The following is a 12,440-nucleotide window of genomic DNA, read 5'->3' as shown; positions in this document are numbered from 1 at the left end:
TACGAGGTCGACTATGCACATTCATATTCTGGGTATCTGCGGGACTTTCATGGGCTCGATGGCGGTGCTGGCCAAAGAGCTGGGCCATCAGGTCACCGGTTCCGACGCCAACGTCTATCCGCCGATGAGCACGCAGCTTGAAGCCCAGGGCATTCAACTGACTCAAGGCTACGACCCGGCCCAACTCGATCCGGCGCCGGATCTGGTGGTGATCGGCAACGCCATGTCCCGCGGCAACCCGGCGGTGGAATATGTGCTGAATAAAGGTCTGCCATACGTTTCCGGCCCGCAGTGGCTGGCTGATCACGTGTTGCAAGGTCGTTGGGTCTTGGCGGTTGCCGGTACTCACGGCAAAACCACCACCAGCAGCATGCTCGCCTGGGTACTGGAACATGCCGGCATGAGCCCGGGGTTCCTGATCGGCGGTGTGCCGCAGAACTTCTCGGTGTCGGCACGTCTGGGCGGCACGCCGTTCTTCGTGATCGAGGCGGACGAATACGACAGCGCGTTCTTCGACAAACGTTCGAAGTTCGTTCACTACCGTCCACGCACTGCGATCCTCAACAACCTTGAGTTCGATCACGCGGATATTTTCCCCGACCTGCCGGCGATCGAGCGGCAATTCCACCACTTGGTGCGCACGATCCCGAGTGAAGGCCTGGTGATCCATCCGACCACTGAGCCTGCGTTGCAGCGAGTGATCGACATGGGTTGCTGGACTCCGGTGCAGACCACCGGTGCCGGCGGTCAGTGGCAAGTCAAGTTGCTCAGCGAAGACGGCTCGGCCTTCGAAGTGATGTTCGAAGGCGTGTCCCAGGGCACGGTCGAGTGGGAGCTGACCGGTCAGCACAACGTCGCCAACGCCCTGGCCGCGCTGGCGGCAGCGCGTCACGTCGGTGTGGTGCCGTCGATGGGCATTGCCGGGTTGAGCGCGTTCAAGAACGTCAAACGTCGCATGGAGAAGGTCGCCGAAGTGCGTGGCATCACCATTTACGACGACTTCGCCCACCATCCGACCGCAATTGCCACCACCCTCGACGGTCTGCGCAAACGCATCGGCGACGCTCCGCTGATCGCGATCATCGAACCGCGCTCCAATTCGATGAAGCTCGGCGCGCATCGCGACGGTTTGCCGGACAGCGTGGGCGATGCCGATCAGGTGATCTGGTACGCCCCGGCCAACCTCGGCTGGGATCTGGCCGCCACCGCAGCGCTGTGCAAAGTGCCGTCGATTGTCAGTGATTCGCTGGAAGGCATCATCGAGCGCGTGAAGAGCCAGGCGCAGCCCGGCACCCACGTGGTGATCATGAGCAACGGCGGCTTCGGCGGCCTGCACGGCAAACTCGCCGAGGCGCTGCAATGAACGCTTTTTCGCAGAACGGCGGCCCGGAACGCATCACGCTGGCGATGACCGGTGCGTCCGGCGCGCAGTACGGTTTGCGCCTGCTCGATTGTCTGGTGCGTGAAGATCGCGAAGTACACTTCCTGATCTCCAAGTCGGCGCAACTGGTGATGGCCACCGAAACCGACGTGACGCTGCCGCCCAAGCCGCAGACGATGCAGGCGTTCTTCACCGAATACACCGGGGCCGCCGCCGGGCAGATCCGCGTGTACGGCAAGGAAGACTGGATGTCGCCGGTGGCTTCCGGCTCCGGTGCTCCGGCGGCGATGGTGGTGGTGCCGTGCTCGACCGGCACGCTGTCGGCGATTGCCACCGGTGCCTGCAACAACCTGATCGAACGTGCCGCCGACGTGACATTGAAGGAGCGTCGCCAGTTGATTCTGGTGCCGCGCGAGGCGCCGTATTCGAGCATTCATCTGGAGCACATGCTCAAGCTGTCGAACATGGGCGTGACCATTCTTCCGGCTTCACCGGGTTTCTATCACCAGCCACAGACCATCGATGATCTGATCGATTTCGTCGTGGCGCGGATTCTTAATCTGCTGGGGATTCCTCAGGACATGCTGCCGCGTTGGGGCGAGCATCATCTGAGCAGCGATGAATAAGCTGCTGGTGATTTGCCTGGCGCTGCAACTGAGCGGCTGCGCCACCGTGAGCACGCTCGATGCCGCCAAGCCGGGGGCGCCAGTGGTGTATTCGGGGACGCGGCTGGATTTGTATGCATTGAATGGCGGGTGCTGCGCGATGGATCGGTTTGGCGCTGAGGCGCCGAGCTATCCGGGTGTGGATCTGCCGGCGAGTGCGTTGTTGGATACGCTGCTGTTGCCGTTGTCTTTGCTGACGGTGCTTGGCGTAGGTTTTCAGGCGACCGGCGGATTGTAGGGGAGTGCTGCGCACTCCATTCGCGAGCAGGCTCGCTCCCACAGGGGGACGCGGTGCAATGGTGGGAGCGAGCCTGCTCGCGAAAGCTTTCTTCCTGACGCGATAGATTATTTACCGAGCTTCCTCAGCTCATCCGACTCGATCACCCGCACCCCATCCTGTTCTTCCAGCGCCAGCCGCCACATCGCCCGGGCCAGTTGGCAGGCCTCGATCCCGCGATACTTACCGGGAATCAATTTTGAAAACGGCGCGGCCAGTTGCTCGCCCAGACGTGGCTCGGTCCGTTCCCCAAGCAACAGCGACGGCCGGCAAATGGTCAGTTGCGGCCAGTCTTGCGCGCGCAATGCCTGTTCCATTTCTCCTTTGACCCGGTTGTAGAAAATCGACGACTTCGGATCGGCGCCCAGCGCACTGATCACAATCAGATGCCGCGCGCCCATCTCCCGCGCGCGTTTGGCAAACGCCACCACCATGTCCAGATCCACCGCGCGAAACGCCGCTTCCGAGCCGGCCTGTTTGATCGTCGTGCCGAGGCAGCAATAGGCGATGTCGACGCGACCGCTGAGCTGCGGCAGAAACGCCTGTGGATCGCCGACCGGATTTTCCAGATGCGGATGCTCGGCCAATGGCCGACGTGAAGGGGCGAGCACGCGGGTAATCGTTGGCTCGTTGAGCAAGCGGTCGAGTAGATGTTCACCGGTCAAACCGGTGGCTCCGGCAAGCAATACGTGCTGAGGCGTCAAGTACATAGTGTCTCTCCCTTGATACTGTTCAGCTTAGTTGCTCTTTATCGCTCCGTCGTTCAACGCAGCGCTTTGCAAAGCTTTTCGCGCTTGCTGTTTACGCAGCAGTTGCCAGTGCGACAGCACGGTTTTCGGCGCCCAGATCTGCGGTTCCGAAGCTTCGAAGTTATCCGCCAGTTCGCGCTCGGCAACGGTGGCCCTGGCCCGTTTGAAAGCTTGCTCCAGATCGTCGGTCTGGTTCAGCGCCTGGGCGAACAGCGCATCGCCGAAGTAGGTGAAGTTGGCTTCTTCCGAGCAGCCGAACGATACGCGATCAGCGCGTGAAGCCGTCATGATCAGGGTGCGTTCGTCTTTCAGTGCCGGAATGAAACCGCCGGAATAACACGACGAAATCACGATGATTTTGTCGCGATTCTTCAGCGGTGCCAGCACGGCGGCGAGTTCGTCGGCGGGCAGGTCGGCCAACTCCATGCGCGGTTGGTCGAGTACCAGTTCATGTTCGGCGGTGCCGTGGCTGGTCAGGTAGATGAACAGCAAGTCTTCCGGGCCGCTGCGTTCGGCGAGGGTTTGCGCGGCGCGGCGCAGGTTTTCGCGGGTGGCCATCGGCCGGTCGCCGAGGTGGTCGCGGTGGTTGACCAGACGGATCTGGCCATAGGCGCCGAAGCGCGTGTTGAGCATGTTGGCGACATAGTCCGACTCGCGCAGGAACACGCTCTGCTTGCCGTCGCCGCCGAGGGTCAGGGTGTACAGCTCAATGGCCGGGGTCGAAGCCGGGATCGCGGCCAGCGCATCGTCGAGCAAGCGGCCCTGCGCGAGCAAGCCGAGTTCGAGGGTGTCGGGCAGCAACTTGCCGTCGGCATCGCGCACGCGCTGGCCGTTGATCCAGGTGCCACTCATTACCGTGCCATCGGTCAGCACCAGGGTGCCGCGTCCGGCGTAACTGTCGTTGTCGAAACCACCGATGTAGAAGCTGCCGTCAGCCAGGTTCAAGCGGCCCTGACCGCTGAAGCGCCAGTCGCTGAAAGAACCGACGTAGTGGCTGCCATCCGCGCCGATCAATTCGCCTTTGCCGGTCAGTGCGCCTTCTTTGAACTGGCCGAGCCAGACGTCGCCGTCAGCGTTTTCGTAGCGGCCCTTGCCGTGCAATTGATTGTTCTTGAAACCGCCGACATAGATGTCGCCATCGGCGCTGTTGAAGGTGCCGTTGCCTTCCAGTTGACCGTTGACGAAATGGCCGGTGAACGAGTTGCCGCTGGAGTCGCCGCGCTGGCCTTCGCCATTCGGTTTGCCGTGGGCGAACTGGCCCTGATAGGAGCTGCCGTCATCCATTTCCAGACGGCCGAGCCCGGAATATTGATCCGCCTTGAATTCGCCACGGTAGGTCATGGCGTTTTCTTTCAGAGTACCTTCGCCATCACGCCGGCCTTGTTTGAAGCCGCCGGTGTAACTGCTCGCATTGGTGGTCAGGCTGCCCTGACCGTCGAACAGCCCCTGCTGGAACTGGCCACGATAAACCTCGCCGTTGCTGCCGTGCCATTCGCCCTGACCGTGCCATTGCCCCTTGTCGAACTGCCCGGCGTACCAGCTGCCGTTGGGGTAGTCGACGCGCCCCTGACCTTGCAGCAAGCCATCGACCAATTCACCACGATAGCGTCCGCCGTCCGGCAGGCGCGCATCGGGAGGCAACAGCGATTCGCCGTCGCCGCAAGCGGCAAGCAACAGGGTCAAGGCAAGGGGAGCAAGAGTCGCGAGTGAGCGCATAGCGGGATCCGGGCAATTAGGCGACCGAGTATGCCGCAGCTATGTGACCTTATACAGCCGCTGAAGGGGAGCGGATGCGAAACAGCGTGCGCCGGTTCGCATCCCGGCGCTTAAACGAAGCAGAGCGACAGCGGTTCAGCGATGTAGGCCGGTTTGTCCGAGCCTTCTATCTCAAGTGTCGCGGTGGCCTTGAGCAGCCATTGGCCTGGTTTTTTCTCGGTCACTTCGCCCAGATCGACCTTCAGGCGGACTTTGGAATTGACCTTCACCGGCTGGATGAAACGCACGCTGTCGAGGCCGTAGTTGACCACCATCTTCACGCCTTGCGGCAAGATCAGGATGTCTTCCATCAATTTGGGGATCAGCGACAACGACAGGAAACCGTGGGCAATGGTGCTGCCAAATGGCGTTTGCGCGGCTTTGACCGGGTCGATGTGAATGAACTGATAATCACCGGTGGCTTCGGCGAACAGGTTGATGCGTTCCTGATCGATGGTGAGCCATTCGGAACGTCCAAGTTCCTTGCCGACATAATCTTTGAGCTCTGCAACTGGAACATAGGGCATTGAGACTCTCCTTGGGTTCATCGGTTTTATAGTTTTTCAGGTGGGGGATTTGACCGCCCTGCGAACCACTGTAGATCATCATGGCGATTTGCTCCGGTCAACCGACCATGCTTTTGGCGAATGCCGATCCATAGCGCAGGCGTGCTTATAATGCCGACGACTTGCAGGGTGAAAAGTAAGACGGAGATGTCGGATGTTGCTACGTGGCCTGACCATGCTGGTGCTGTTTCAATTGCTCGGCACGGCGCTCAATCATTTGCTGTTACCGGTGCTGCCGGGGCCGATCATCGGCCTGCTGCTGTTGCTGGTATTCCTGATCATTCGCGGTGAAGTCGGCGAGCCACTGAACCTGGCGGCCAGTAGCCTGCTGCGTTATCTGCCATTGCTGCTGGTGCCGCCGGCAGTGGGCGTGATGGTTTATGCCACGGCCATTGCCGCCGATTTCTGGGCGATTGTCGGCGCTCTGGTGGTGTCGTTGATCCTGTCGATGGCCTTCGCCGGCGTGCTGATGCAGCGCATGGTCAAACGTCACGCGCCACCGGCGGAGGAATCCTGATGCTCTTCGATTGGCACGGCGCCTGGGCGTCGGTGATTCACCATCCACTGTTCGGCATCGGCATCACCCTTGGCGCTTATCAATTGGTGCTGGCGGCGTTCGAGAAAACCCGCTGGATCTTTCTGCAACCGGTGCTGGTTTCCATGCTGTTGGTGATCGGAGTATTGGTCGGCTGTGGCCTGACGTACGTCGAGTACCGCAAGAGCACCGAGATTCTCAGTATCCTGCTCGGGCCCGCGACCGTGGCACTGGCGGTGCCGCTGTATTTGAACCTGCGGCGTATCCGGCAATTGTTCTGGCCGATTTTTACTACGCTGGTGATAGGCGGGGTGGTTGCCACGGGTATGGGCGTGGCGCTGGGCTGGTGGTTCGGTGCCGATCACATGATTCTGATGACCATGGCGCCAAAGTCGGTGACCTCGCCGATCGCCATGCTGGTCGCCGAGCAGATCGGTGGTGTGGCGGCGTTGGCGGCGGTGTTTGTGCTGATCACCGGGGTGATCGGCGCGATCTTCGGCCCGACGCTGTTGAACCGCCTCGGTGTGCACAGCCCTGAAGCGCGCGGCATGGCGCTGGGCATGACCGCCCATGCGGTTGGCACGGCGGTGGCGATGCAGGAAAGTGATGAGTGCGGTGCCTTCGCGGCGCTGGCGATGAGTCTGATGGGCGTGGCCACGGCGGTGTTCCTGCCGTTGGCGGTGTCGATGGTGGTGTAAGGAAATGTCTATGAGTCTGCCGCTTTTCCCGCTGAACACAGTGCTGTTTCCCGGCTGCAACCTCGACTTGCAGATCTTTGAGGCGCGCTATCTGGACATGATCGGCCGCTGCATGAAACAGGGCGGCGGCTTTGGCGTAGTGTGCATCCTCGACGGCCATGAGGTCGGTGTCGCGCCAGAGGGTTTTGCGCTGGTCGGCTGCGAGGCGCGGATCACCGATTTCCAGCAGCAGGACAACGGCTTGCTGGGCATTCGCGTTCAGGGGGGGCGACGTTTTCATGTGTTGCGCACCGAAGTGCAGCGCGACCAGTTGATCCTCGCTGACGTCGAATGGCTCGACGATGAGCCCGAGCAACCGCTGCAGGACGAAGACGCCGATCTGGTGGCGCTGCTCAAGGCGCTGGCCGAGCACCCGATGGTCGAGGCGCTGAACATGGGCACCGATGCGGCCGGACAACAGTCGTTGGCCAATCAGTTGGCCTATCTGTTGCCCTTTGCCGAGGAAGACAAGATCGATCTGTTGCAACTCGACGACCCTCAGCAGCGACTGGATGCGATCCAGGCACTGCTTGACGAGTTGCAGGGTGAGTTGTTCGCTTAATCCCGAGGCGTTTGCGCAGGGTTGAGTACGGTCGCTGTCGATCCCCTGAGTCGGCGAGACGCCAAGGTGAGCTTCCAGATCTGGTCAAGTGCCTTGTGTGTAGTCGTAATCAGCGTGTCGCAGGTGCAACGCCGATCCTCAAATCCTCGACCCTTACTTTGCGCGCGCGATCAGCGCTGATGTGCCAGCTAGCGGTTTGTGCGTTGTAATGAATGTCTTGCGCTTCCCTGCCTTGCAGATAGATGTTCTTCACCGGTATTTCATCGTCGGACAACTCTTCCCGGTCTTTATGGTTGTTGATTTCCAGTGTTAGCGCTGCAATTGAGGAGTGAGCCATGGCGTCGACGGTGAACAGGCTGATGATCTCAAACAGGTTGTTGACTCTGTAGCAGTTGCCTGACACGAGGGCGACGTCAATTGTTTCAATAGGCAGGTCCGGATTATTGCTGTCCGGCAAGTGAATATGAAGGCTGCCGACTTTCAGCAAGTTGCCATTGATCGACAGATGACTGCGCAAGACCGGTGTTTTCAGTTGCGCTGTATATAACGTCCAGGTCGATGAGCCGGACGCTCTTATATCCTCGTCGGCAGTGGACAGCCGAAGGGACATATTGTCGCTCGGATAAATATCGTAGTGTGATGAACGACCTTCCAGATGATAACTCCTGGCATGCGCTATCGATTGAAAGTCGATGCGTTGTGGCGAGCTTTTCAGCGTGAGTTTTTCAATGCGCGGTTTGATGAACATGTATTTGCCGGCACGCTCGCGCAGAGAAGCACGACTTTGCGCGACTTTATGGCCGGGATCTTTCGAGTCATCAAGGTAAGGAATTTGCGGAAGGTCTACTCGGTACGAAACACCGTCGCGCATCACCAGGATGAATTCGTGATTGATCTTCCAGGTATTTGCCAGGTGTCCAGCGGTCACGCTGGTTCTACTGTAAGGGTCTTCAACCATCCCGCCATGCAGCGATAGCAAGGTAACGCCGTCACGCATCAGCAGGGTGTAGTAGAAGTTCGGATAACTCAGCAGTTCAAAACCACCCAGTGTCGTCGACGTCACATCATAGTGCGCTCTGACTTCGGTAATGTCCTGGCTGTCATGGTCAATATAGACGGTGCTCTTATTGATTTTGTCGTGTTTGGGCACATTCAGCGTTGCATGCGCGGTGTCGCTGGAAACGTAATAAAACGAATCGATATTGGCCGGCACGGTCTGGTAGTCATTGAGTGCCCGGGGCGATTGTCTGGCTGTGCCCGGGCTCAGAATGATCACGTTGATCGGCTGCTCATCCAGGCCGGTGAGCGCGGCTGGACAGTCGGGCTGCAGGTAATAACCATCGGTGGTGATGAATGTCCATTTATCGTTGCGCAACACTCGCTGGCCATCGATGGTCTGGTAGACCGCTTCAAGGCTCAACTCCCGGCGCGGAAGGTAGGGCTCCTCGCCGCGCACTGACTCGATCACCAGGGCATGGTCACGGATGCGCCAGCTCTGGATGGACTCCAGTGCAACGCCCAGAGAAACCGTGCTGTGCGCCTGACCGTCTTCGATCAGGCTGACGGCCAGACTGTCGCGGTGGACCAGGTAGGTATCGCTGCCGGCGCCGCCGTCGACGGTGGCATGACTGCCTCTAATGGTGATCTGGTCATCACCGCCACCGGCATTGATCTGATCACGGCCATTGGCGCCGATCACTTCTGCTTCGGCAGTGCCGCGCACCCGGTTGGATGCACCCTTGAGTGTTTCAATCTTCTCGAACGAATCGATGTGGGAGTGCAGCACTGACGCCACTGCGGGATCGGTGGAGCGCAGGCCGAGTGCGCCGTTCTCCAGATCAATATCGTAGCCGGCGAACAACGGTTCTTGCATGCCGTGGCCCTTGCTGTGTTTGCCCTGCAGCCATAAGAGATCGGTGCCGGCGCCACCTTGCAAATGGCCGATTTCGCTGGCCACCGGAGCCCGGACACTGAGCGCCTCGCTGGCGGACTGGAAGGCGAAGGTGTCGTCCAGATCGCCGCCCTCGAGATGTTTCTTGCCCCAGCCATAGACGAAGGCGTTGGATTTGGCGGTGACGCCCTGGATCGTGTCGTCACCGCCCCCCAGGTGCCAGAGTATCCCTTTGTTTTTACCTGGATCGTTGCGCCCGAACGTGACCTGGCCATTGTTCTCGGGCAGTCCGTTGCGGGCGTCGAAGGTGTCATCGCTATCTTTCAAGGCGGCGACGTTGACCGTGGTATACGGTGACTCCCCGGCGGTCTCATCCCACGTGTACTTGTAGACTTGGGTCGGTTGCAGAGACGTGGAAACGCGACCGTTGACGATCGCCTCCATGGTGTCCTTCAGCTCATTTTCGAGCCACGCCACGCTGCGGCTTTTCAAGGCCACGAGATGGTCGTCATAGGTTTTCTGCAGCTTGAATCGATCCATGACCTCCTGATCCAGATCCTGACCGGTGAACGCGAACCAGCCCGAGCGTAAACGTTCGTGCACAGTCAGTTCGATGTAGTCGTCGATGTCATCCACGATGCGTGCAGCGGCGTAGATCTGCGCGCCGACAATCATGATCGCGGCGGCGGTAAGGCCGACCGGCCCGGCAAACTGAAATCCCATCAGCGTTGCTGCGCCGAGTGCCAGCGACAGCCCGGCGCTGAACACACTGAGCCCGCCGGTGACGTAAAGATCCTGAGCTTTTTTGCCTTCGGCACTGGCAGCGTCGCTGAACGATTTGACGGCCGTGTACACGTCAAAGGGCAGGGTGAGCGCGCTGGCGATCAGTCCCGAGCCGCGAACCAGTCGGCTGCCTGCCGTGGTTTTGCCGAACTGCTCGAACGTCAGGGCGCCATTGCGGATCATGCTTTCGCCGGTTTTTGTCAGGGCATATTCCAGTCCGAGTGAAGCGATCTCGGCCGCCGCGCCGCCGCCATTGATCGCCGCTTCATTCCAGTCACTGTTTTTCAATGCTTCTATCGTTCCTCGATAGGCACTGTACAAACCGTACATCTGCATGCCTGCGCCCATCGTGGTCATCGCACGGCTTTTGGTTTTATCGATCCAGCCGGGCATTTGATCAAGTTGTGAGGCGTCTTGTATTTCCACACGCTGCACGGCGTTCAGTACATTGCACACTTTGTTCATTGCCTGGGCGTGCTCGCCCGCCGACATCTTTTGCATCAGCGGGACAGCATTGTTCGAACGCAACGTTGCGATCTCGAACATCAGTGTTGAAACCATGTGGCCATCCTGTTCAGTGGCCGAGAGCATGCGCGCAGTGACCTTGGCGGGATCGAGTTGCAGGCCATCGATAATGGCTTGATCGGCTTGCGCGAAATACAGGTTGGTGGGCGTGATGGTCTGCCCGTCGATAGTTGCCCCCAACCGCATAAGTTCCTGGCGGGTGACGGCCACTGCCCCCAACCTCAATGGCCCGAACAGGTGGTCTACAGCCTTGAGGTCCGGAACGTTGGCTGAAACTTGTGAAGTATCAACACTTGTACGGTCTGGTAGTGCGCTGGAAGAGGGGGCGATATCGGTAATGGTGTAATGGGGACGTTGTTTGTTGGGGTGCCCGGTGGTTTTTATTGAATCGCTCAAAAGTGGGTTTCCTGATTGCAGTCATTGTGTTTTGAACACGGTGAGATGCGTTCAATGTGGCACGGCGCGACTGCGCAATCAGTGGCTATTGTTTTGCTGTTTGTTTTGTCGTGTCTTGTATGGAAGTTGCTGTTGAATGTTTATTGTGTTCGCAAGTTTTTTCAGGTGTAAAACCTGGAGTTATTTGAAATGGATTTCATGGTTGTTGCGAGAACAAGGCTTTATGGTTGTCGTGCCCGTTGCGGTTCAGGCAAGGGCACGACGACAGTCCTCGTCAGTAGGCGTAACGCAGCATGGCGTTCGGCAGGTGGCGTAAGGCAAAAAATCCGAACAGCGCGACCAGCGCTGGCAGCACCAGCCACCAGACCTTTTGCGGCATCGCACCCAGCGGCGCCTGGCGCTGGCTGAGCCACAGACTGGCCGCGCAGACGCACGTCGCCAACATCGCACCGGCCAGCACATCGGTCGGCCAGTGAGCGCCCAGATAGACCCGCGACAAGGCGATCGCCAGCGCCGGAATGCAGGCGAGCAACAGCCAGGTCAGGCGCATGCGCGGCGGCTGTCCGCGCCCGGCGAGAACGGCGAGGGTCAGAAACAGGGCGAACGAGCCGGAAGCGTGGCCACTGGGCATGCTGTAGCTGGTCAGCGGGTCGGCCAGTACTTCCGGACGGACCCGGGCGAAGAACAGTTTGGTTCCGGTGTTGGCCAGCGCCGTGACCAGCAGCGTGCCGCCGGTGAAGATTGCCTGGCGCCATTGCCGACAGAGCAGCAACAAACCGGTAAGCAGGGCGCTGAACAGCAGCATGTTGCGAAATTCGCCGATCAGGGTAAACGTGACGGCGATTTCATCCAGCATCGGTTGCCGATGTTCCTGCACCAGCGTCATCACGCCCTGATCGAGGGCGGTCAGGTAGGGATAACCGATGAACAGGCCAATCAGAATCAACAGGCTCATGCTGCTGATCCATATCGTCGCACGGCGGTGGCGGCGCAAACTGCTGTTGACGCTAAGGCCGACCATGGCGGCGATACTGCCGGCGACGATACCGGCTTCAAGCCAGAAACCTTCTGGCAAAGGCAGCCGGAAGGCCGCGCCGGTGGCCCAGCCCGGCAACAGATAGGCCAGGCTCCAGCCTGCAGCGGCCAACAGGCTGACGGCGGCGAAGCGCGGGAAAGGCATGTCGCACATGCCGGCAACCATCGGCAGCATAGGGCGCAGCGGGCCGATAAAGCGTCCGACCAACAGGCTGGCGATCCCATAGCGCTGGAAGTAGGTTTCGGCGCCGGCCATCCATTCCGGGTGATGGCGCAGGCCCGGCAGGCGCCGGATGTTCTGGTGGAAATGCCGCCCGAGGAAATACGAGATCACGTCGCCGAGAATCCCGCCGAGAAAGCCCAGCAACAGGGTTTCACTCAACGACAATGCACCGCTGCCGGCCAGCACCGCGATGGCGAACAAGAGCACCGTGCCGGGCACGATCAACCCGGCAATCGCCAGGCATTCAACGCAAGCCACGATGAATACCGCGATTGCCAGCCACTGTGGATTGGTCGCCAGCCACCCGGTCACACTATCGAGCCATGGGCCCATACAGACAACTCCATCAAATCTTCAATT

General features: G+C 59.8%; 11 protein-coding genes. 6 read left to right on the top strand and 5 right to left on the bottom strand.

What is annotated here, in order from left to right; translation table 11 throughout:
* The first annotated feature begins 13 nt into the window (after positions 1 to 13).
* From mpl to CKW18_RS08730, 3 genes are read left to right on the top strand one after another with little or no spacing between them, the layout of a single operon-like run.
* Positions 14 to 1,363: a UDP-N-acetylmuramate:L-alanyl-gamma-D-glutamyl-meso-diaminopimelate ligase gene (mpl, locus tag CKW18_RS08740; protein ID WP_095188464.1), complete on the top strand. Its 1,350-nt coding sequence runs from the start codon at positions 14 to 16 to the stop codon at positions 1,361 to 1,363.
* Positions 1,360 to 2,007, top strand: a complete 648-nt coding sequence (ubiX, locus tag CKW18_RS08735; protein WP_095188463.1) for a flavin prenyltransferase UbiX — start codon at positions 1,360 to 1,362, stop codon at positions 2,005 to 2,007. The genes mpl and ubiX overlap by 4 nt, the downstream gene beginning before the upstream one ends.
* Positions 2,000 to 2,284: a YceK/YidQ family lipoprotein gene (locus CKW18_RS08730; protein WP_095188462.1), complete on the top strand. Its 285-nt coding sequence runs from the start codon at positions 2,000 to 2,002 to the stop codon at positions 2,282 to 2,284. The genes ubiX and CKW18_RS08730 overlap by 8 nt, the downstream gene beginning before the upstream one ends.
* Before the next feature lie 107 nt (positions 2,285 to 2,391).
* Here CKW18_RS08730 and CKW18_RS08725 read toward each other — a convergent pair whose 3' ends face one another.
* The 3 genes from CKW18_RS08725 to CKW18_RS08715 all read right to left on the bottom strand — a co-directional run bounded on the left by CKW18_RS08725 (position 2,392) and on the right by CKW18_RS08715 (position 5,354).
* The gene (locus CKW18_RS08725) at positions 2,392 to 3,033 is read right to left on the bottom strand and encodes an oxidoreductase (RefSeq protein WP_095188461.1); all 642 of its coding nucleotides are present in this window, start codon (positions 3,031 to 3,033) and stop codon (positions 2,392 to 2,394) included.
* A gap of 27 nt (positions 3,034 to 3,060) precedes the next feature.
* Entirely contained in the window at positions 3,061 to 4,788 is a 1,728-nt protein-coding gene (locus CKW18_RS08720; RefSeq protein ID WP_095188460.1) for a C13 family peptidase, read from the bottom strand.
* Positions 4,789 to 4,898: 110 nt separating this feature from the next.
* Positions 4,899 to 5,354 carry a MaoC family dehydratase gene (locus CKW18_RS08715; protein WP_095188459.1) on the bottom strand — a complete coding sequence of 152 codons (456 nt, stop codon included), beginning with the start codon at positions 5,352 to 5,354 and terminating at the stop codon, positions 4,899 to 4,901.
* Positions 5,355 to 5,547: 193 nt separating this feature from the next.
* On the opposite strand from CKW18_RS08715, the gene CKW18_RS08710 reads away from it, so the two are divergent.
* Genes CKW18_RS08710 through CKW18_RS08700 form a run of 3 tightly spaced genes read left to right on the top strand, consistent with a single transcriptional unit; the run spans position 5,548 to position 7,227 of the window.
* Positions 5,548 to 5,910: a CidA/LrgA family protein gene (locus tag CKW18_RS08710; RefSeq protein ID WP_095188458.1), complete on the top strand. Its 363-nt coding sequence runs from the start codon at positions 5,548 to 5,550 to the stop codon at positions 5,908 to 5,910.
* On the top strand, positions 5,910 to 6,626 hold the full coding sequence (locus CKW18_RS08705; RefSeq protein WP_095188457.1) for an LrgB family protein: 717 nt from the start codon (positions 5,910 to 5,912) through the stop codon (positions 6,624 to 6,626). Before CKW18_RS08710 ends, CKW18_RS08705 begins: the two co-directional genes overlap by 1 nt.
* Positions 6,627 to 6,636: 10 nt before the next feature.
* Positions 6,637 to 7,227, top strand: coding sequence for an LON peptidase substrate-binding domain-containing protein (locus CKW18_RS08700; RefSeq protein ID WP_095188456.1), 591 nt, complete (start codon positions 6,637 to 6,639; stop codon positions 7,225 to 7,227).
* Between the two features lie 109 nt (positions 7,228 to 7,336).
* Here CKW18_RS08700 and CKW18_RS08695 read toward each other — a convergent pair whose 3' ends face one another.
* Both CKW18_RS08695 and CKW18_RS08690 read right to left on the bottom strand, forming a co-directional pair.
* On the bottom strand, positions 7,337 to 10,822 hold the full coding sequence (locus CKW18_RS08695; protein ID WP_218274343.1) for a calcium-binding protein: 3,486 nt from the start codon (positions 10,820 to 10,822) through the stop codon (positions 7,337 to 7,339).
* Positions 10,823 to 11,096: 274 nt separating this feature from the next.
* On the bottom strand, positions 11,097 to 12,413 hold the full coding sequence (locus tag CKW18_RS08690) for a bifunctional DedA family/phosphatase PAP2 family protein (protein ID WP_095188454.1): 1,317 nt from the start codon (positions 12,411 to 12,413) through the stop codon (positions 11,097 to 11,099).
* Between the last annotated feature and the right edge of the window lie 27 nt (positions 12,414 to 12,440).

It is taken from the genome of Pseudomonas sp. Irchel 3E19, assembly GCF_900187585.1.
Lineage (GTDB): Bacteria > Pseudomonadota > Gammaproteobacteria > Pseudomonadales > Pseudomonadaceae > Aquipseudomonas > Aquipseudomonas baetica.
Note: the sequence above shows the minus strand (reverse complement) of the source record. Positions and strands in the feature narration are given on the sequence as shown.